The organism is Coleofasciculus sp. LEGE 07092, from assembly GCF_015207375.1.
GTDB lineage: Bacteria > Cyanobacteriota > Cyanobacteriia > Cyanobacteriales > Coleofasciculaceae > LEGE-07092.
On record NZ_JADEWY010000007.1, the window covers coordinates 20,437 to 41,267 of the forward strand.

General features: G+C 45.4%; 20 protein-coding genes. 7 read left to right on the forward strand and 13 right to left on the reverse strand.

Annotated elements, in window-relative coordinates:
• Positions 1 to 17: 17 nt before the first annotated feature.
• Positions 18 to 1,493 carry a carotenoid oxygenase family protein gene (locus IQ257_RS02990; protein ID WP_193873951.1) on the reverse strand — a complete coding sequence of 492 codons (1,476 nt, stop codon included), beginning with the start codon at positions 1,491 to 1,493 and terminating at the stop codon, positions 18 to 20.
• 61 nt (positions 1,494 to 1,554) lie between these two features.
• Positions 1,555 to 3,018: a folate/biopterin family MFS transporter gene (locus IQ257_RS02995; RefSeq protein WP_193873950.1), complete on the reverse strand. Its 1,464-nt coding sequence runs from the start codon at positions 3,016 to 3,018 to the stop codon at positions 1,555 to 1,557.
• Positions 3,019 to 3,497: 479 nt separating this feature from the next.
• On the opposite strand from IQ257_RS02995, the gene IQ257_RS03000 reads away from it, so the two are divergent.
• Together IQ257_RS03000 and IQ257_RS03005 are read left to right on the forward strand one after the other, a co-directional pair.
• Positions 3,498 to 5,498: a CHASE2 domain-containing protein gene (locus IQ257_RS03000; protein WP_193873949.1), complete on the forward strand. Its 2,001-nt coding sequence runs from the start codon at positions 3,498 to 3,500 to the stop codon at positions 5,496 to 5,498.
• 291 nt (positions 5,499 to 5,789) lie between these two features.
• Positions 5,790 to 6,638, forward strand: a complete 849-nt coding sequence (locus IQ257_RS03005) for a universal stress protein (RefSeq protein WP_193873948.1) — start codon at positions 5,790 to 5,792, stop codon at positions 6,636 to 6,638.
• Positions 6,639 to 6,777: 139 nt separating this feature from the next.
• Here the strand turns inward: IQ257_RS03005 and psbM are convergent, their stop codons facing one another.
• From psbM to IQ257_RS03020, 3 genes are all read right to left on the reverse strand, one after another.
• The gene (gene psbM / locus IQ257_RS03010) at positions 6,778 to 6,894 is read right to left on the reverse strand and encodes a photosystem II reaction center protein PsbM (protein ID WP_193873947.1); all 117 of its coding nucleotides are present in this window, start codon (positions 6,892 to 6,894) and stop codon (positions 6,778 to 6,780) included.
• Between the two features lie 142 nt (positions 6,895 to 7,036).
• Positions 7,037 to 7,333 carry a 2Fe-2S iron-sulfur cluster-binding protein gene (locus IQ257_RS03015; protein WP_193873946.1) on the reverse strand — a complete coding sequence of 99 codons (297 nt, stop codon included), beginning with the start codon at positions 7,331 to 7,333 and terminating at the stop codon, positions 7,037 to 7,039.
• A 140-nt stretch (positions 7,334 to 7,473) separates the two neighbouring features.
• Entirely contained in the window at positions 7,474 to 8,784 is a 1,311-nt protein-coding gene (locus IQ257_RS03020) for a D-alanyl-D-alanine carboxypeptidase (RefSeq protein ID WP_193873945.1), read from the reverse strand.
• 159 nt (positions 8,785 to 8,943) lie between these two features.
• On the opposite strand from IQ257_RS03020, the gene plsX reads away from it, so the two are divergent.
• Together plsX and IQ257_RS03030 are read left to right on the forward strand one after the other, a co-directional pair.
• Positions 8,944 to 9,996: a phosphate acyltransferase PlsX gene (gene plsX / locus IQ257_RS03025; protein WP_193873944.1), complete on the forward strand. Its 1,053-nt coding sequence runs from the start codon at positions 8,944 to 8,946 to the stop codon at positions 9,994 to 9,996.
• A gap of 439 nt (positions 9,997 to 10,435) precedes the next feature.
• Positions 10,436 to 11,434 (forward strand): beta-ketoacyl-ACP synthase III, encoded by a 999-nt coding sequence (locus IQ257_RS03030; RefSeq protein ID WP_193873943.1) that lies wholly within the window; start codon positions 10,436 to 10,438, stop codon positions 11,432 to 11,434.
• Between the two features lie 407 nt (positions 11,435 to 11,841).
• Here the strand turns inward: IQ257_RS03030 and IQ257_RS03035 are convergent, their stop codons facing one another.
• Positions 11,842 to 13,437 (reverse strand): NACHT domain-containing protein, encoded by a 1,596-nt coding sequence (locus IQ257_RS03035; protein WP_228060371.1) that lies wholly within the window; start codon positions 13,435 to 13,437, stop codon positions 11,842 to 11,844.
• Positions 13,438 to 13,661: 224 nt separating this feature from the next.
• On the opposite strand from IQ257_RS03035, the gene IQ257_RS03040 reads away from it, so the two are divergent.
• Complete coding sequence (locus tag IQ257_RS03040; protein ID WP_193873942.1) at positions 13,662 to 14,543, forward strand: PEP-CTERM sorting domain-containing protein; 882 nt, start codon at positions 13,662 to 13,664, stop codon at positions 14,541 to 14,543.
• 12 nt (positions 14,544 to 14,555) lie between these two features.
• Here the strand turns inward: IQ257_RS03040 and IQ257_RS03045 are convergent, their stop codons facing one another.
• Positions 14,556 to 14,834 (reverse strand): hypothetical protein, encoded by a 279-nt coding sequence (locus IQ257_RS03045; RefSeq protein ID WP_193873941.1) that lies wholly within the window; start codon positions 14,832 to 14,834, stop codon positions 14,556 to 14,558.
• Here IQ257_RS03045 and IQ257_RS03050 point away from each other — a divergent pair.
• Together IQ257_RS03050 and IQ257_RS03055 are read left to right on the forward strand one after the other, a co-directional pair.
• Entirely contained in the window at positions 14,833 to 15,477 is a 645-nt protein-coding gene (locus IQ257_RS03050) for a PEP-CTERM sorting domain-containing protein (RefSeq protein ID WP_193873940.1), read from the forward strand. The genes IQ257_RS03045 and IQ257_RS03050 overlap by 2 nt on opposite strands.
• A gap of 184 nt (positions 15,478 to 15,661) precedes the next feature.
• The gene (locus tag IQ257_RS03055; RefSeq protein WP_193873939.1) at positions 15,662 to 16,318 is read left to right on the forward strand and encodes a hypothetical protein; all 657 of its coding nucleotides are present in this window, start codon (positions 15,662 to 15,664) and stop codon (positions 16,316 to 16,318) included.
• Between the two features lie 244 nt (positions 16,319 to 16,562).
• Here IQ257_RS03055 and IQ257_RS03060 read toward each other — a convergent pair whose 3' ends face one another.
• From IQ257_RS03060 to IQ257_RS03085, 6 genes are all read right to left on the reverse strand, one after another.
• Positions 16,563 to 17,051: a DUF3368 domain-containing protein gene (locus IQ257_RS03060; protein ID WP_193873938.1), complete on the reverse strand. Its 489-nt coding sequence runs from the start codon at positions 17,049 to 17,051 to the stop codon at positions 16,563 to 16,565.
• Positions 17,048 to 17,293: a UPF0175 family protein gene (locus IQ257_RS31345; RefSeq protein ID WP_193873972.1), complete on the reverse strand. Its 246-nt coding sequence runs from the start codon at positions 17,291 to 17,293 to the stop codon at positions 17,048 to 17,050. Before IQ257_RS31345 ends, IQ257_RS03060 begins: the two co-directional genes overlap by 4 nt.
• A 206-nt stretch (positions 17,294 to 17,499) precedes the next feature.
• Positions 17,500 to 17,976: a DUF29 domain-containing protein gene (locus tag IQ257_RS03070; protein ID WP_193873937.1), complete on the reverse strand. Its 477-nt coding sequence runs from the start codon at positions 17,974 to 17,976 to the stop codon at positions 17,500 to 17,502.
• 383 nt (positions 17,977 to 18,359) lie between these two features.
• Positions 18,360 to 18,707, reverse strand: coding sequence for a DUF5615 family PIN-like protein (locus IQ257_RS03075; protein WP_193873936.1), 348 nt, complete (start codon positions 18,705 to 18,707; stop codon positions 18,360 to 18,362).
• Positions 18,704 to 18,985: a DUF433 domain-containing protein gene (locus tag IQ257_RS03080; RefSeq protein ID WP_193873935.1), complete on the reverse strand. Its 282-nt coding sequence runs from the start codon at positions 18,983 to 18,985 to the stop codon at positions 18,704 to 18,706. Before IQ257_RS03080 ends, IQ257_RS03075 begins: the two co-directional genes overlap by 4 nt.
• 176 nt (positions 18,986 to 19,161) lie before the next feature.
• Positions 19,162 to 20,751, reverse strand: coding sequence for a B12-binding domain-containing radical SAM protein (locus IQ257_RS03085; RefSeq protein ID WP_193932924.1), 1,590 nt, complete (start codon positions 20,749 to 20,751; stop codon positions 19,162 to 19,164).
• Between the last annotated feature and the right edge of the window lie 80 nt (positions 20,752 to 20,831).

The window sequence follows — 20,831 nt, forward strand, 5'->3', positions numbered from 1 at the left end:
CCAAAATTTGTACCAATCTAAAACACCTTTGGCGTCCAGCTACCATGCAAACCATAAGGGATGTGATGTTTTAAGTGTAGTCGCGCTACGGGTTCTAAACAGCGACCGTCTAAAACAACAACATCTGAACGGTGGTTATTGGAATCGTAGACTAACACAAGTACCCAGCCATCATCTTCTTGAACCCCATCCGGTCGGGGAACGAAAATAGGTTCGCTGACAAAACCGTGAGGTGCTGCACTCCAAAGTCGCTCATCACCGTTTGTCAAGTCCAGTTTGATAATGGCTTGTAGCGGTGCGTTACCCGTCGGGTTGTGGGCAGCGCCCATGAATACATAGCGGTAAGGGCGTCCGACGTGATTGGGATGGACGCTAGGAAACTCGCAGCAGCGCTCTAGCAACAACCGACGTTTTACGGTTGACTCTCTCAAATTTACTGTAAACCGCCAGAGTTGCCCTGGTGCGATCGCATCAAAATCAATTTCACGAAAATCTTTACCGGATTCAACTTGATTCAAAGAAGCATAGCAAATCGAATCGATACAAATCTCATCCCCTTGTTCAAAAGCATTCGCGTGGTGGAAAATAAATCCCGCTTGGGTTTCCAGCACCCTTGTGGGTTCGTTCCCATACCGGGGAATCACCACGATTCGAGTCGGCTTGTTTGATTGAAACTGCACGCATTCACCAGCACCCTGCAATCCTAGTGCAAAAGGAATCGGATTGAAGCTGACGGCATTTTGGAAAAAGATGCAGTAGTTGGGCGTAATCGCAAAATCGTGAATGAATGCAAAACCCGGAATGGTATGAGCGTGACGCCGTAGGAGTTTGCCTGCTGGGTTGAACTCGTAGAGGGTAATCGTACTGGAAAGACCCGCTTTGATATGAAAGTTTACCAGACAGGGAAGACCTTCATCTCGTGCGCTACTGGGGTCAATCCGAGGATGGGCGGAAAAAGCATCACCCTCCGCCAAAACACCATTCAGATAGTCTTTCCCAAGGGTATCCAGGGTTTTTGGGTCTAGGCGATAGGGTTCGGCAGCTTCCCACAGCGCTAGGAGTTTGTCTCCCCAGTAAATGACGTTGGTGTTAGCAATGTTTTTAATATTCAAATCGAAAAGATTAGCCAGCCAACCCCCAGGCTTTTGGGTGCCGAAAACGCCACGATAGAGAATACTTCCCGCCTCTTGTTCGCGGAGGAAGCCTTCGGTACGCACAAATCGATTGCGAAAGTGGGCGCGACCTTCATCTAGTGCGATCGCACAAATCATACCATCACCGTCAAAGGGATGGTGAAGTGGCTGACCGTTAATATCCAGCAAACCCGGACCGTTGCGATACAACGTGCCGCGCAGTTCTACTGGAATCTCTCCTTCAACGTCATCAATCCAATAGGCATATTCGTTGGGCTGGGATAGATATCCTTTTTTCCAACCTTCACGGTCATAAGATACCGAGGAACTAGATACTGATGTGCCTTCTATCGTTATCATTTTTGTTATTTGCTATGTATTATTTGTCCTTTGTCTTTTGTGAAAAACCAATGACAAAAAATTAAGGTTCTTCAACAGCCTTTGACCCAACCGGAGTCCGCAAGAACTCTGGCATCAGGTCAGGTAGGAACGGTTGTTCGGTTTGAGTACCGGGGGTATGATGTTCAAAAATTTCGACTGGAGGCAATGGTCTAGAAGTGCCTTCGCCTTGGAATTCTTTTTGGGGGTCATCTGCTGGTAGCCAGTGTAAGAATGGCAGGGGCAGCAAGCTGGAGAGGTTTGTGATGATGACCAATAGCCAAAGCTTGTCAAAGTTGTGTTCAGTAACGCCCAGCCAATGAGTCAGTAAAGCTCCCAGTTCGTGAGATAAAAGCCCTGACAAGTTCCAAATCGACATTAACAGGGCAAACAAGCTGGCTTCCACTCCCGGTGGGCAGAGTCGCGCTGACAGAACCAGCACGGGCATAAAGGCAATTTGTCCCATCACGGTGAGAATCAAGCTATCTCCCAGGCTGAACCAATGGTCATCAATACCCAGCGTGCGATTGGCATGGGTAACGAGGAGCAAAGCACTCATCCCCAAGACGGCAGAAAGTAGCGTCGTCCAACCCATAATGGTGCGGAAAGGAATGCTCTTTAAAAAGCGCTGGAATAGCCAGATACCAACTAACGAGGCAATGCTAGTGACTAGGCGTACCCGTCCTAAAAATTCTGGCTGAAACCCTAACTCGTTGGTTGTAAAAAAGAAAAATGCCGAATCTGCAGTCGGAGTGGCTTGCCAGAGGAAGATAAACGCTGTGGGCAACCAAATTGCTTTCTGAGTAATTGCACCCCGCAGTTGCTTGATTTGGAACTTAATGGTAGCTGTGTTGGGTTTTGCTGTTGTGTGTTCTTCAGCAATCAACCAAGCCACAACCGAGACAAGTAACGGAAACGTTGCCGTAATGCCAAAAACGGTTTGAGTGCTGAAGTGTTCGAGGAGCCAACCACTTAGGTACGCCGTAATCAAGCCTCCTAGGGCTGAAGTTCCCCAGGTTAGAGACTGCAAAGAACCTGAGTTGCTCAGGGATTCCTGCCGCGCCCGTTCTACCACTAGAGAATCTACAATCACGTCACTGATAGCAACGGAAAGGGAACTGAGGAGGATAGCACCCATCGCTGCCCAAGCAGTAGTGACAACAGTTGCCAAACTCAACCAAGCCACCGTTCCTATTAGTCCAGATAGGATTAAATAGGGGCGGCGGCGGTAACCGAATAGGGGGAGTCCATCGGAAAGAAAACCAAACACCGGTTTCACAACCCAAGGCAATGCCGCAACACCAACTAGTGCCGCCACCTGAGCCGGACTTAACCCCAGTTCATCCTTGAGGAAGAAACTAACTGCCAGTCGCGCCAGCCCTAGGATTCCCTGGACAAAATAGACGGTTAAGATGCCAATCAGCTCGGGAGTGGGTTCGTTCCCAAAAAATACTTTTTCTTTGAAAGATTCTTTAAACTTCTCCAAGCCCCAGTCGGAAACAATCATGAATATTTTTTAAGAATTGTCGCTTTTTATATCTTACACATACCTTCTGAAGTGGGGAGAATAGCCAGAAGTAACACCAATAGGGAAAAAGTTGGGGTAAAATCTCCATTTTTCTTGTACCCCTACACTCCCTTAAAAACTTGGGGGTATTGCCCCTCATCCTAAAAATGCAATAATGTGGTCAGCTTTTTACCGAATCTGCCTTAAAACCTTGACTACTTGTCTTTGCCCTAGTGAGTCGTGCATTAAGTGAATACCCAAAAATCCCAACATTATCCGGATATTGATGAGTACGCCACGATAGGGATTTGTAGAGATTTTTCACCAGACGCATCTAGCACCAGTACCTTGATAATCTCCTGTTTAAAAAATGGGAACGTTTAAACGTCCCGTTTTTGCTTGTAAAAATTCTCCTCGCTCCCCTCTAGCTTTGTAGCTGGAATGGACGTCTGAGATGCTAAAACATCTACCTCACTTCTATGAGATTCAGCATTGCTCGAAAGTTCGGTATCTCTCGACCCGATTTAGCAAGCCTGCGAGTTGTGGCAATCTCGACTATTGCCGTTACCGCTACCGTGCTGGGAGTGCGGTATATGGGCGGCTTGGAGCCTCTGGAACTGGCTGGGTTTGACCAGCTCATGCGCTGGCAACCCATAGAACTAGAACCCGATTCCCGGCTTCTGGTGGTAGCCATCACCGAAGAAGACATTGAAGCTCAGGGGCAGTGGCCTATTTCCGACCAAGTTTTAGCCCAGCTATTGCAGAAACTGCAAGCCAATCAACCCGCTGTTATTGGTCTGGATTTGTATCGCAACCTCCCCGTAGCACCTGGTTACGAGCAACTGGTCGATCAACTCCAGCAATCTAACCTGATTGGCGTTCAAAGTATCGATACCCGTGCCGGAGTGCCTGCACCTCCTGACATACCCCCCGAGCGAATTGGGTTTAACGACGTACCCACTGATCTAGATAGTGTAGTTCGCCGCAATAATTTATTTGCTGAAGTAGTCGTTGAGGGTGAAACAGACGTTCTCTACTCGTTTTCACTGCGTTTAGCCCTTACCTATCTGGAGTCGAAAGGAATCTCGCCGTCTCCAGATAGCTATTACCTCAAATTGGGCAATTGGGAGTTTTTGCCCTTAGCAGAAAATTCGGGCGGGTATCAAAAGGTGGATGCGAATGGCTACCAAATTTTGCTCAACTACCGTTTGTCTCACACTGTTGCGCGACAAGTTACCTTTAGCGAAGTCTTGAACGGAGAAGTCGATCCAAGTTGGGTAAAGGACAAAATCGTACTCATTGGCTCAATAGCCCCCAGTCTGAAAGACCTGTTTGCTACACCTTACAGTCCCGCTCTCGAGGTAAACCCCAAGATGTCAGGGGTTTTAATTCATGCTCAGATGGTGAGTCAATTACTGGATGCTGCCACTGGCAAGCGAACCTTGTTCTGGTTTTGGTCTGAATGGGCAGAAGTCTTTTGGATTGTGGGCTGGATTTCAACGGGTATTATCTTGGGGCGGGTTACTTATCATCCCGTAGCGTTGAGTATCAGCGTTGTTGGCAGCCTGAGTGTTTTATCTAGCGCCTGCTTCTATTTTTTTAGCCAGGGTGGATGGGTGCCACTAGCTGCGCCAGCCTTAGGATTTGTCTTGGCAGTCGGCACTGTGGTTAGCTATCGGTCTTATCACGAACACAAAAAGCAAGAAATTGTGATGCGGCTGTTGGGACAAAACACATCCCCCAAGATTGCTCAAGCACTTTGGCAAGAACACGATCGCCTGCTCAAATCGGGCAAGCTACCGGGCATTAGCCTGACGGCAACCATGCTGTTTGCCGACATCAAAAACTTTAGCACTATTTCTGAAACAATGTCTCCTGAAGCTTTGCTGGGGTGGTTAAACGAACTCCTAGAGGTGATCACCCGTGAAGTTCTACAACACCAAGGCATTGTCAATAAGTTTACCGGTGATGGTGTGATGGCAGCCTTTGGAGTGCCAACTGCTCGCTTAGAAATGAGAGAAGTATCAGAGGACGCCAAAGCCGCTGTAGATTGTGCCATGACAATTAGCGAACACATTGAGGAGATGAACCAGAATTGGCAGCGTTTGGGTTTACCCATCATTCAGATGCGCATCGGCATTTTTACTGGAGGCGTTGTCGCTGGGAGTGTGGGGGGTAAAGACCGCTTGGAATACGGTATTATCGGCGATACCGTCAATACGGCTTCCCGCCTGGAAAGTTACGACAAAGAGCGTCAACCCACCAACTGCCGCGTCCTCATCGGTGACGCCACCTGGACTCACATTCGAGGGCAATTTGAGGTGGAAGATTGGGGAGAGTTATCTCTCAAAGGCAAGCAGCAAAAAGTAAAAGTACTTCACGTCTTAAGGCGCTTATCGGATAAGCATTCTAAAGTTATCGCGTCTAAGACGAGGCAGGAGCCAGGAATCAGGAGTCAGGAGTCAGAAGTCAGAAGATAGAAGTGATTTAGACTGACTATAGATAAATGAGATTTAGAAAGGCTCTTTTTTCCTAGTCTCGATTCCCTACTTCCCACTGCGAAAGGGTAGGGTCAGGTAATAAATTGTCAAATTTCGAGAGCAACATCGCCAGTATCCTTATTCTTGGAAGGCTAAAAACCTCTAACCCTTAAAGGACTGCCGCATTGATAGGGGACTGTTACTCTGGGGGCTTGAGGAATTCCCCCTGAAGCTCTCTGTTTTCCCCAAGTTGCGTAAGTCTTCAATTTCTTTGAAAGCGGATAGAAAAACATGATTGAAAAAATTTTGCTCGCTGTTGCCGGTCGGGGATTGTGTGAAGAAATGTTCAATATGTTGACGGAAATCCCCGTCATGCAAAAGGCATCCGTCACTGTCCTGCACGTTGTCACTCCCCAAGTCACTGCCGAAGCCATGTCCGCTAAGTTGGAAGAGGGGGGCAAGATTTTGGCAGATGCCGTTAAATCCTTACGAGTAGACCCTGAAAAAATCACCCCCAGACTCAAACAGGGAGACCCCAAAGACGTAGTTCTGCAAGTCGCACAAGAAGAGCAAGCTGACCTGATTATTATGGGTTCAAGAGGGCTCAAGCGTATCGAATCAATTTTGGAAAACTCAGTCAGCCAATATGTTTTCCAATTATCCTCTCGCCCCATGCTGTTGGTTAAGGATGAAATTTACGTCAAGCGAGTTAACCGTATCATGGTGGCAATGGATAAATCTGATTCCGCCAAACAGAGTTTAGATATAGCTCTGTCACTCCTGCGAGATATTAAAGGCAGTCAGCTTTATCTGGTACGTGTGAATCCTGACAAACAAAAGCCATCGGGTGAAGTGATAGACAATCCCGAACTAGATCCTGTTCTGGCATCAGCCGCAACTGAAGCGAAAAAGCAAGGCGTTGCGTATCGCTGTATCAACAGTACGGGTGAAGCTGGACGGGAGATTTGCCGTTTAGCTGATGAAATGAGTGTTGACTTGTTGATACTCGGCTCTCCCGAACGCCGCCCCAGTATTGCCAAGGCTCTACCCGATTTGGATCGGTTACTGGGGACTTCCCTATCTGATTATGTCCGGGTGTACGCTAACTGCCCTGTTTTGCTATCACGCACACCGGGTTGAAGACTTCCAGGGGGTGTAGGGAGAAGTGTTGTATTCAAGAAGATTTCTATTTTATTCTTTCACCACACCCCACTTTAAGGAAACCCCCACTTCGCGTCTGCAAGGTGGGGGCTAGAAACGGTTTGATAGACAGCCACTCTTAGGTATTTTTGTTACCTTCGCGGCTAGCTGTCTGGATGTACAGAATCAAAAGAAAAACAGTGGGAACCAGCACAAACAAAATGATGGCGATGAATCCTAGCTCGTTAACTTGCATTGAACTTAGTGCCTCTACGTTGTATTGAACCCGCTACTTTAAGAATATCATCGGGGTTTCTCCCTGGATACCTACCCGATCCAGAGAGTACTGTTTCACGGCTGAACCATAACCGCTCAAAGTATAACTAGACTCAAGGCACTCAGGGTTTAGTTTTGACGCTGATCGGTCCGTTTACTAGAGTTTGGCAGGCTAATCGGTAAGTATCCGGCTTTTTCTTCAGTTTTCGCTTTTCTGCATCAGTTCGAGGAGAGAGATTTTCTATGCCTTCGACTACTTCCACAATACAGGTGCCGCATTGACCGTAGCCTCCACAGTTCATCAACTTCCCCTTAAACGTGTAGAGTTCAATGGCATTTTGCAGGGCTTTCTCCCTGAGATTAGCCCCATCAGCCGCTACTACTTCCTGATTTTCCTTGACAAATTTGATATTAGCCATCTAGTCCTCCGCTAGGTAACTCCTGCTACATCCTAGAGCAATTAGCAGTACGGGCAATTATTACACCCTCTTGAATCATCCCCAGAGATTGCAACTGAGTTGTTTTTCCTTTCTTCTAGGCTAACGAATGGGGATTTAACCTAATTAGACATGACCTTTTGAATGCGTTTAGGATCGCCGAGGAGGGGAGGAGATTGAGCTGTATTGACGTTGAGAACGGCTGAATTGCCCCACTTTTGGGATAGCTGTTCGAGGATCTGGTCTTGCTGTTCCCGAAATTCCCAGATATTACTACTGCCGCCATTAATGATGGCAAACCAAACCCGCCCGCGATCGCTTGTGGGCATGACTCCAGCTAGGGCACTCACCTGCCGTAGGGTTCCAGTTTTAATGGCAGTACCTAACGGAATTTTTCGAGCGAACAGGGTGCCGTGGCGATCGCGTCCCGATTGGGGAAACACATCTTCTACACCCATTTGGTGGGGTTCTAGAACACGTTCAATTGCCATCAGCATGGCAGTCACGGCACGGGGGGAAATGCGATTTTCTACCCCCAATCCAGAACCATTAATTAATTGAATCTCGTTTTGGGGGACATCGGCAGACTCGGCGGCTTGTTTTGCAACCACCCCAGCACCGCCGACGGACTTCGCCAGCATTTCTGCCATGGGGTTGTTGCTGTAAACGTTCATGTGCCAGAGGATTTGAGCTAGAGGCAGGGATTGATGACGCAAGAGTAAGGTTGTGTTGGCAGGGGCTGTGGTTGGCACCTTCACCTGACCTGCGATCGCTACTTGGGGTTTGGGCGTCCTGGGTGGCATAGCGCGATGTTGGGTAGCAGCTTGGGGCGACCACCTGCTGGCATTGAGGGCTTGGTGGAGTAGCTTCCCTGCAATTATTGGGTCTTCTTCAAAGTTCATGTAGAAATCGCCGACGATGACTAAACTCCCCGTGACGCGGCGGATTCCGAGCTGATTGAGGCTATTTCCAATAGCGATCGCTTCTTCCCAAACAAATAAGGGATCACTACTACCTGTAACAACTAAGTCACCCTGCAACACTCCATTCTTGATCGATCCGGTGGTACTCACTAGGGTTTCAAACTGATGAGAGGGTTCCCATTTTTTCAAGCTTGCCAGAGTCGTGGCAATTTTCGTTAAAGAAGCGGCTGGCAGGGGAATGTTACCTTGGTGATCTGCTAAAATATTTTGCTCTGATTCCATCCATATACCTTGATAGGCGTTTTGCCCCCCTTTATCCTTCCAGGTTTTCAGGTATTGGCGCACGACTGCTTCTGCGGCTGGGTCTAGCTTTGACCAGGTAAATAATGGCATATCTTGCCAGGTCAGCATTTGAGCCGTACCCAGGGGGGTCGCAGGCGTTCCTGCCATCTTTACCAGTAGAGCCGCTAAACTAGAAGCAATCAATCCAGCACCAATTCGTTGTAACATTAACATCCCTCCTACATGGAGCATTATTGTAAAGACACGGGTGGCATTCTGAAAAGTTTTCTTCAAGTCTTTTTACCGGATGTCAGGCAGATCACATCAAGCTTTATGATGCATGGAGGGGTTCTGTTAAAATTTTTAAGGTTTCTATCATTTTGAGCAATGGCATCTCGCGAACGGATCGCAATCGACGCTATGGGAGGGGACTATGCCCCCGGTGAAATCGTTGCTGGAGCTATTCGGGCACAAGAGGAGTTGGGTGTAGAGGTTCTGTTGGTTGGCGATCCTCATGCCATTGAATCCTCCCTAAAGCAACACAGCAATTCATCTCAGTTGGAAATTGTTCCGGCTGAGGATGTAGTTGGCATGGATGAAGAGCCTTTAGTCAGCTTGAAGCGCAAGCCTAAGGCTTCAATCAATGTGGCGATGGATTTAGTCAAGCAAAAGCGTGCCGAAGGTGTGGTTTCTGCGGGTCATTCTGGGGCAGCAATGGCGGCAGCTTTACTGCGCTTGGGACGACTTAAGGGTATCGACCGTCCGGCAATTGGCGCAGTGTTTCCCACGATGGTGGCGGGTAAGCCTGTACTCGTCTTGGATGTGGGTGCTAATGTGGATTGTCGCCCTAAGTATTTGGAGCAGTTTGCGGTAATGGGTTCGGTCTACAGTCAATACGTGCTGGGGATACCGGAACCGAAAGTTGGACTGCTCAATATTGGGGAAGAAGAACGTAAGGGTAATGATTTAGCCGTCCGTACCTATCAGCTACTGCAAGAGAATCCTAGAGTGGCATTCATCGGCAATGCAGAAGGTAGAGATGTGCTGTCGGGTAATTTTGATGTCATTGTTTGCGATGGTTTTGTAGGCAATGTCTTGCTGAAGTTTGCTGAAGCTGTGGGTGAGATCGTGCTGCAAATCCTGCGAGAGGAATTGCCCCAAGGGTTACACGGTCAGATCGGTACAGCAATTTTAAAACCTAATTTGAAGCGGATCAAGCAGCGGATCGACCATGCCGAACATGGGGGAGGATTGCTGTTGGGGGTGGATGGAGTTTGTATTATCAGCCACGGTAGTTCTCAAGCTCCTTCCATTTTTAATGCGATTCGCTTGGCAAAAGAAGCGGTTGATAACCAGGTATTGGAGCGAATTCAGTCGAGTGATTTCAAGCGTTCTCGGCAAGCCGCTAGTAGTCAAAGCACAGAGGAGGGAGGCGTTTAGGGACTTGCGGCTTAATAATGTACCAATCAAGCTTGGCTAAATTAATGAATGCAGCTTTCCTGAATAGCAGTGGACACATATCTTAGGACAAACTCTGGTAGAGACGTTCCGGCGGAACGTCTCTACTAAATTCATATATGTCCTAACCGTCTTGGCAGTTGCTATAGTTTTCAAACTGTCGAGCCAGAGGTTATTACAGGCAACCTTAATGTACTGAGAACCCATGCCTTAATTGAAGCTCAGACTCAAGATTACCGCTTGCCTAACACAGTTGCCTGTCATCTGCATTTGTCGGGAGTTTAATGATTGGTGGACAGTAGGTATTCAGGAAGGGGTAGAATTGATTGGGTTTGGGAGCTGGAAAGATATCATAAGGTAGCATTCTTTGTTGATTCATTCTTCAGCTTCTGTTTGTCCCAGCCATTGATGGAGAATAGCTTTGAATCAATTCGGGGTAGGTATTGCCATTACCGGAAGTGGTTCTGCCACACCAGAAGTCGCTCTCTCTAACCATCAACTCAGTCAGATGGTTGAGACATCCGATGAGTGGATAGCAACTCGGACAGGAATCCGGGAACGACATCTAGCAGATGCCCAATCTAGTTTGAGCGAACTCGCTGTAGAAGCCTCCAAGGGTGCGATCGCTATGGCAGGAATTACAGCTAGCGAGTTAGATCTAATTATCCTGGCAACTTCAACACCGGATGACTTGTTTGGTAGTGCTAGCCAAATTCAGGCGCTGCTGGGAGCCTCGAAAGCAGTTGCCTTCGATATAACAGCCGCTTGCTCTGGCTTTGTCTTTGGTTTGGTTACAGCATCCCAGTTTATCCGCACTGGTGTTTATAAGAATGTTTTGCTCATCGGTGCCGATATTCTATCCCGTTGGGTAGATTGGTCAGATCGCAATACCTGCGTATTATTTGGGGATGGGGCTGGGGCTGTTGTCATGCAGGCAAACGAGAGCGATCGCTTGTTGGGGTTTGAACTGCGTAGCGATGGCACCCAGAATAAATCTCTTCAGCTTTCTTACATACCACAAAATAAAGAATTTGTCAATGGCATTGAGGTAGGTCAAGGTAATTTTCAGCCGATTACCATGAATGGCAAAGAAGTCTATCGGTTTGCCGTGCAAAAGGTGCCAGAAGTCATTGAAAAAGCCCTATTTCAAGCAAATCTTACCACTGAAGATGTAGACTGGCTGCTGTTGCACCAAGCGAATCAACGAATTCTTGACGCGGTTGCCCAGCGGTTGAAGATTAGCAACCATAAAGTTTTGAGCAATCTTGCCAAATATGGCAATACTTCAGCCGCTTCCATTCCCCTGATTCTGGATGAATCGGTGCGGCAGGGGAAAATTAAACCGGGTGATGTGATTGCTAGTTCAGGCTTTGGGGCTGGATTGACTTGGGGGGCGGCTGTCTTTCAGTGGGGTAGGTGAGAAGGGTTTTGTGGGAGTTGAATAGCGATCGCACTTTATTACAACTCACATCTTGCACCCGTCTCACTAACCGCCAGTGGTTTAAACCACTGGCTAATAGCTAAAGTCCTCTTAAGAGGACTGGATAAGAGTTTTATTCCACTTAAGCTATTAGCCCGGCGTTTGAACTCTGGGCTGATTTTCGGGCTTATCGACAATGGTGCAAGATGTCAGTTACAACCCATTCCCAATTAAAATAAACGATGCCTAGTAGTAGGGAGCGATCGCTAATTCTGGTGGGTTTTGTGCCTCTAAGAGAAAACCAATATTGCTGAGGTTGGTTCCTTCTACTGACTTGTCGCTAATTTCCCTAACAATAAAGCGTTCAGCGAGAGTTGGTAGCTAGGGCAAGAAGCGAGATTTCGAGTTCAAGTTGGTAACAAGGGGAGAGAGCTGAGATAATTTTTGAAAATTGGATTAATTTTCAGTAAAGCAGAGCGATAATTTTCTACATACGTCGCGCCAAGGAAGTTTGGCGTATCTTCTAATAAACAACGTCTTTTTAAAGATTGTATGGCTTTTAATAACTCTGTAGGAGGATGAGATATTTCCTGTAAAATCTGGCTCAAATTAACTGCATCTTCTTGTGTGGCTAAATAATTCATTACCTGTTTTTCTGACTCGGATAATCTGAGCCATAAACGACTAAGTTGAAATGTGATCGCATTACTTAATATCAAGTCAGGATAAGCTAAATATTCTGTGACTTTGCCAGCGAATAATTCTTGAATCATGGTTGCTGTCATTTCTAACCATAAGGGATGACTTTGATACTTTTCAATTAAGGTATCCCACATCTGTTCGTCTGACAGTTGTTTATCCATTAATATTTGTTTAGCAGACTCTCCCAAACCAGGAAGCTTTAAGCAGCGGGTGAATTTATGGCGAGTAGCAATTGTATCTTCTGGTTGTTCGCTAGTAATCAATAATAAACTACTTGCATGAGATAATTCGGCAATTTGTTTAAATAAATGATAATATCCGTCAAATTCTGCTTGATATTGACTAGCATATTGTCTTGACTGAAATAACATCTGTAAATCATCAATAATAATTAAACAGCGATGTTTGCGTAAAAATTTAAGCAATACATTGACTTGGCGATCAAGAGTACTGGGAATAATGGACGAAATAAAGCTTTGCAGTAAGTCCGTTAAAAAATTCTCGATAGTTGGACAATACCGAAGTCTGCGATAAACAATATAGTCAAATTGGGTTTGGATTTGTTCAATTAGTTTTATAGCTAGCGTCGTTTTGCCAATTCCGATAATGCCAACTAAGTTAACAAGGCGAACACAATCTTGGACTAACCAGGCTTTTAGAGTGTTTAATTCATCAGTTCGTCCGTAAAATTCGGTGAGTTCTGGGGCGGTATCTATGTCTAAGCAGGTTATTTTTTTATTTGGCTTGGATAGAGGAGAAGATTTAGGCGATCGCTTTTGTTTTGCACAAATAGTTACTTTATTACCATTTACTAAATATTCTATTGAACCACTGTTAGAGATAATGATTTTCTCTAAAATATTCCGTGCATTTAATTTATTAACATCTTCTCCTAAAACATCGGATAAAGCTTTCCATAATTCGTATGCACTATCTCGAACATGACCTTCACTTAAATTGTTTTCTGAGGCAATTTTGGCGTATTTCTGACCTTGTAGTGTACCTTTAAGAATTGCTTCTTGCAGATGGTCTAAGTGTTCGCCTGTATGAGTAAAGAGCAGTTCATCAGCGAGTTTCAAGGCTTCTGCAATGTCCATAAATGAGTTAGATGGGCGGGTTTTTCCGATTTCATCCGATCTTTCCGACATTTTCCCGACATTTTTGGGAGTTTTTGGGAAAAAGTTCCGATCTCCTTCCGATTGATAAAGGGCTTGGTATTGGGTTTTGATGGAGTTAAGCCAAAAGTTAAGAGTAATTTTAGACGGCTCAGGGTTAAACCGCAAATGTGCGGTATAAACCAACCCAAAATAGCATTGTACTCCAACTGCGAGCTAAGTAATAATTAGTTGGCTTAGTTTTTTTTTATGAAAGAAATTACGGTGATTGTGTTTTTTTTGATGAAGTTTTTATAGAGGGACTTGTATCAGATGTTGAGATAAAATAGAATATTTTCTATGTAAGGTTAAGCAGGATGATTCCTCGACTGACTCTCAGTTTCATATTTATATTTAGGAGATTTCTAATAATGCCTGATCAATTACCATCTCAATCATTACTGTCGAAAATCTTACCGAGTTTTGCTGCGATCGCTTCACTTGGGGTTGGGGTTACTGTCGCTGCTCAGCTACCTGCATCGGCGGCAATGCTTACCCCAGTGAATGTTGAGTTATCACTATTGGTCGATGCCTCTGGCAGTATTGACAGGAATGAGTATGCGTTGCAGATGGGAGGCTACCGAGATGCTTTCATCAAGTTATCCCCACTGTTTGGTTCAGGTGATTTTGGATCTGTCGCGGTTAATCTTATTCAGTGGACAGGCGCAAACCAGCAGGAGCAATCGATTCCTTGGATGTTGCTGAACAATCAAGCTAGCGCCCTCGAGTTTGCCAACCTAATTGGCACGCTTGTCAGACCTCGTTCAACTGGCACAGCTCCTGGTTCTGCGATTCAATTTGCCGCTCCCTTGTTTAGCAGTAATGATTATGAGGGGCAGCGTTGGGTAATTGATATATCAGGAGATGACCCCGCAGAGTCCGGTGTCTCGACCAGTGTGGCTAGAGACAACGCCTTAGCAGCAGGGGTATCAGCCATTAATGGATTGCCCATTCTTCCTAATAGAGCTGACACTAGATTAGAAACTTGGTACAGAAACAATATTCAGGGTGGGGTCGGATCTTTTACCATCTCTGCCTATGGATTTGAAGATGTTGAACGGGCGCTTGAGGAAAAATTACGTCGGGAGTTAACTGTCCCACCAACGGATGTCCCACCAACGGATGTTCCATCAACGGATTTTCCATCAACAGATGTTCCATCAACGGCTGTACCAGAACCGACAACAATTCTGGGAATATTACTAGCTGGTGGTGGATTGGCTTGTCTCAAGCGCCGCCAGCGAGCAATTTAAACGGTTAGCTTTTTAGAAGGTGTTACTAGTAGCCTTGTCGGTTGGATTGAAGCATGTAGGCGAAGCCTTCTCGAAGAGTAACCCAACACCTAAGACGCTATCGCGCCAATTGATGTTGGATTTTGCCGGATTCGATGAATGACAGACAACAGGCTCAAATCTACAGCAAATGCGATCTGAAGAGCAGCAGCGCTGGCGCGATCGCATCTTACTTTTTATCGATGAGCGATCGCGCTTTTTGTAGAGAATCAATCGCATTTTCATCAAAAATACCAAGGAGAAATACAGCATGATTAAGGCACTTCCGCTTTTCGCCTCCGTAGCGATGGTTGCTTTCAGTGGTAGCTCCGCTATGGGGGCTACCCTGGTTGGGTCAGAACTGAAACTTCGTCTTGAGCTACAACGCACTCCAACCAGTGAACTCTTAGTCAGTCCCTTTCCTGCGTCTGCAATTGTGAGCGAATCGGCAGTGGAGTTTCCAAACGCGCAGAGCTTAGGTTCAGTTCCAGGATTCTCCATTGTAAATGTTGCGATCGATGCAGGCGCAGATTACCTGGAGTTAGATTACCCTAATGCAGGATTTGGTCGATTTTCCAACACATTTAAGAACACCTACGTATTCACATTCTCTGCACCCGTTGCCTTGCAAATTACTGAGGTGTTGATTGACCCAAGCACCACGTTGGGTTTAACACCCGATCACGTCACTTTTGACGGCAACGAATTATCTGTGAATGTCCGAGGGCTATCCTACAATCGAAACTCGTTTGTTCGTCTCAACCTGAGTACTGTTGCTGCTTCTGAACCAGATGGTAGTCCCGTGCCGGACTCAGGTGTAGCAGTTCCCGAACCTAGCTCTGTCCTCTCGCTGGGCATCTTGGCATTGGCTGGAAGCATTCTCAAATGGCGTACCAAGCGTAACGCTCTTCAATAGACCTCTTGCATAAATTCTGAGATGCCCCCTAAATCCCCCAATTCTGGGGGACTTTTAATTCCTGTTCCCCCCAAGTTGGGGGGCTAGGGGGGCGAGAATCCAATGCGAGCAAGAGGTCTAATAATACCAAGTTGCGTTCAAACGTATAAGTTTCAAAGAAAATAGTAAAGTAAGGTCTGTAAATATGCCTGAGTCTATTGCTAGAAAAGTACCTCCGAGTTGGTTGGGATTCCACAGAGATGGGTTAATTACTGTATTAATCCTTGACTGTCTATGGATGTTTATAGAAGTATCTGCGGCAGCATCCATTGTTGGAATTCCTGCAATTCCCTTTATAGCGTTTGTGCTTTTTGGATTAACCTCCTACATTGTTTTCTCTAAGCAACGCATTTTGGGTAATAGTTATGTTGAAGCAAGTTGGATATCCCTATTTCTTGGTGTCATTGCAGGAGTTCCGATTCCTGTTTTTTTTACAATAGGATTTATGGTGATTGGAATAGTGAATAAAATATTGCCGAAAACTAAAGGAATAGAAGTCAAATTACCCACTCTAGATCAGCAAAATATGGGCAAATTCATCAGTGACTTTAAGGTAGTAGAAGAGTTGCTGAAACTAGCTGTACAAGAAGTTGATGCTTCACAAGTAAGCTCCAAAGTCTCTGAAAACATTAAGTTCTTGCAGGACAGAGGGATGATTCCAGCAGATCTGGTTAAATCACTAGATAAAATCAGGGGCACCAGAAACAATGTTACCCACTCAACTACAGAGATGCCTAGTGTGAGTGACCTGAGAGAGCTAAAAAAAGTCAAGGACGAAGTTGAAACAATTTTTAAGAGGTAGACAAAGTTTACTTTGGTAGAGCTAGCTAACACGTCGCGGTAGTAGACACCGAGAGATTACTGGGTTTGTTAACGTCTGATTAAGGAAAGCACAGTGATTGTGTTTTTTTTATGAAGTTTTTATAGAAGGGGTTGAATCAGATATTGAGAGAAAAGTTGAAGCATGAAATCTAACACCTAAGACGCAATCAAGCAAATAGATGCATCCACAAAGTCCATCCGTTAGTCCAAAGAGTAAAGGTAAGTCAAATCTCGTCCACAAGGCGCAAAACATTGTTATATAGAGGCTCGGCAACCCAAAATCCAGCTTCATTGACTAGAGCATCTAATAAAGGCTTTACCTCAGCAATCAAGCCTTGACTTTTCGCTTCGACCAGGATTCCCAAAATACCTGTGTATCGGAGGTTTAGTCTGGCTGCTACTAACCGACCCCGACGTTCATCAATCAAAACTTGATCGGCTTGAATCTCGACTGCTAGGGCGATCGCCTCCGCTTCTCCAAGGTCAAGTTCACCGCTCAGTGCTTCGACAAGAGTGCGATCGCTAACAGCACGAGTTTGAATCCAGTTAAGGGTTTGCACTTCAGTTGCACCCGCAACAGGAAAGTTGGGATCAGTCAGTTCTCGATAAACGGCTTCGGGCATGAGAACCGTTCCATACAGTTGATGAAGGAGATGAAGTTGGTTAATTGCAGCGAGATTGTTGATGGGTGATGTATCACTGACAATAATCACAACCTACCCATCTCTCGCAGGTTTTGAATGTCTTGTTCAAAATCTTCTACCCCGTAATGCACTGAAATACGGCGACTGGCGAGTAGGTGTTGAAATGCGACGCGGTGCATTCCTGCAAATCGGCTAGCTTGAGCAAGGGTAAGCTTTTCTCGCTGAAAGAGCATGACAGCGATTTCTTGACGCATTTCAGCCTCAGTCATGCGAGTTACGGTTAAAATTTCGTCAGAAACAACAACACTCATGGCTAAATTCCTCGCTACCCTCACTATTTTATGCCACTGAGCTAGTAAATGCCTGTGTGCTGTCCGAGCATTCGATGAATGACATCTACAGCAAATGCGATCGCATTTTACTTGATCGACGAGTGATCGCGCTTTTTGTAGAGAGTCAATCGCATTTTGCATCAAAAATACCAAGGAGAAATACAGCATGATTAAGGCACTTCCGCTTACTCTGGTATATAATCAGCATTGAGGATATCCTCTAAACTAAATTCAGGTTCCCTAGGAAATAGTTCTGCATCTAATTCGTATTTTTTCAGGATATCTTTCCTGGCATTAATATAACATTCGCTCCATAGCTCTGCTAACAATCCTCTGAGACTGGGGCTATCTTCCAATAAATATTCTATTTGCCTTCTTTGTTCAACAATAGTTTGACGCCATCCTCTAGCATTATTAGCTTTTTCAGCTTGCCAATACTTAATCTTTAAAAGATGTTCTATTAAAGTTGTAAATCGACTTTTTAATTCTTTTCTTTCGCTTCTGCCCATGCTTTCAATTTCTTCTATCAAACTATCAAAATCCACAAGCTCTAGCTGCCGCTCTTTTAATAATTTTGCTGTCGTTTGCAACCACAAATAGAAATCTTGTTCGTAAAGTTCTGATAGATTTGAGATAGATTGAACCTTTAAATCTGGATTCATATTGTCCTTACTTAATTATCAAATTTTATCTACCTAAAGTTGTTGTAATAGCTTGAGTCGTCGAATTACTGCTAGATTATAAATCACCAATTTTAGCTAAATTCACATAATAACACGCTTGTGCGATCGCGCTCCACTTAATTTTGTCAGCCTGTGTTAGAAGCACATAACATACCCTATTTTTGTGTAGAGATTTGGAGTAGTAAAACCGCCGATCAGAGGATGCTGTAGAGTCCCGTAAAACATCTTCTTTTATTGATGTTGGATTTCGCCTGATTCGGTGAATGATAGGAGCGAAGCCGAAGCCTTGACCAGAACTCTTGAGGCTTCCCTTCTTTGATTATTGGGAAGGCAGTCTAACTTTGCCGTTATCTGGCTTCTTACTAAATATACCGGACTTGATTTTGCATCTCGTCAGAGGTTACTTGATTGAGAATGGCGAGTAATCGTTGTGCGATCTCTTGAGGAGAACGACGGACAGCAAAAATTACTCCATAGTGCATCTGACCTGAATCAAAGTAATTCTGTACAAGTTCTTCAAAGTCAGTTCTATTGTGAGAAACCAGAGTTCTTGCTTGACTTACAGCATACGCAAGTTGCTCCGCATCAGTTGCGTGCAGTCGCCCCGCATCTCGTGCGGTAATGACATCAAAACCTCTCGCTTGAAGCAAATTGGCTACCAGTACATTGACATCTTCATCCAAATACAGGCAAATAAATACGCTGCTCACAAATCTCTAACCAATGGATCAATTAATTCATCAGGAATGCGGTTTTTTTCAATATACTGATTAATTTCGTCTTGGTGGTCACTGTAGTAAGTTAATGCTCCAAAGACTTGTCCCAAAGTAAGGTGTGGCATTCCTTTGGGGATTTCCTCCGGTGCAATGCCCATCCGCCAAGTTTCAACGATTGCTCGGACGGGCGTACGAGTTCCTCGGATGATTGGTTCTCCATGTAGAATCTCATCATCCCGGACAACATAAAGATATTCCGTCGCTTGAACCATGCTTACCCTTCAAGTCGGCTACTCTTCATTGTATCGTTAGTATTTAAAGCAATAGCTGTTTTCGTTCGCTTCTACCCATAGAGTTGAGGCGATCGCCCGTTGATTATCCTAGCAAGATCCCCGACTTCTTAGAGAAGTCGGGGATCTGGAGTACCTCACTTAACTTAAAAAGTGCTTTAATTAATCATTTCCACAGGTAATCTATCCATTACGTCTGTTATCTCCTTCGCTGGCTTTTGCGCCAAAAACTCCGCCAACTGCCCCTCAATTTGCTCCCTCACAATCTGACGATACTCTAAAAAATGCTCATTGTGCGCGCAAACCGTCAGGTAATGCTCCCAAACCGCCGGATTTCGCTTAATCATGCTAAATAAGTGATGCCAAAACTTCCAACGAGTTTTGCGCTTAACTCCCTGTCGCCAACAGACAATTAACAATGCTTTTAAATCAACCCAACTGGGTAACTTAAACGGCGGTTGGCACTTCGGTTCGCCCAACTTCAGAAAATACCGATAAACCCGATCTAAATATTGCTCCGACTCGTACAACTGCCAGAATGCCTCAACGTATTCCCTCGCAATCTCTTCTAAAGGACGAGTCGGAATAAAATTCATTAAGGTTGTTTGGTTAATATTCCCACCTCTGCCCCGCAACCGTCCCTCTTTCTCTAACCGATACCACAAAGCAGTATTGGGTAAAGCTTGCAACATCGCAAAGGTTGTGGTAGGAATTCCGGTTTGTTCCGCAAACCGCACAATGCGATCGCCTGCTCCCGACTTTTCCCCATCAAAACCGACAATAAAGCCAGCTATCACCCGCAATCCCGCCCTCGTAATTGTTTCTACCGAGTCAGCCAGGGAACTGCGAATATTTTGGAATTTTTTAGTTAATTGCAAGCTATCTTCATCGGGTGTTTCAATCCCCAAGAATACTGCATCAAAATAACACTCTACCATCAGTTCCATTAATTCCGAGTCTTGAGCCAAATCAATCGAGGCTTCAGTATTAAATCGGAACGGATACTGGTGTTCAGCTTGCCAAACTTTTAAGTCTTTCAGTAACAACTTAACATTGCGCTTATTGCCAATGAAGTTGTCATCCACCATAAACACGCCGCGCCGCCATCCCAGTTCGTAGAGGTAATCCAATTCTGCTAATAACTGGGCGGGAGTTTTGGTGCGGGGTTTGCGACCGTAGAGGACAATAATATCGCAAAATTCACACTGGAAGGGACACCCCCGCGAAAACTGCACCGACATCGAATCGTAAGCGTCGAACTCTAACAACTCAAAGCGAGGAATCGGTGTTTCTGTCACATTAGGTTTTTCGCCATTAGAGCGAAAAATTCCCGCCTTGTCCCCTCGTTGGATTGCCTCAATAAACATGGGTAGGGTAATTTCCCCTTCATCCAAAATCAGGTAATCTACCCCCACATCTTGGACTTCCTCCGGAACCGAAGTCGGGTAAGGACCCCCCACCGCGACTCGCTTACCGCGTCGTTTTGCCTCCCGAATTTGATCCAACAAATCTGGTTTCTGGACAATCATCGCCGAGAGAATCACGACATCTGCCCATTCCCATTCCTCCTCCGTTACTGCCCGGATATTCCGGTCTACTAGTTTAAACTCCCAATCTTGTGGTAGGATTGCCGCTACCGTCACTAACCCTAAGGGCGGCAGGAGTACTTTGCGATCGACTAATTCCAAGATTTTTTCGTAAGACCAAAAGGTTTTAGGAAACAGGGGATAGACGAGTAAAACTCTCATATAATTGCTAACCTCCTAAAGCTAGTCGCGGATTAACCCATTAGTTGCCAAGATTTATAGTTGTTACTACTATCTCAGCT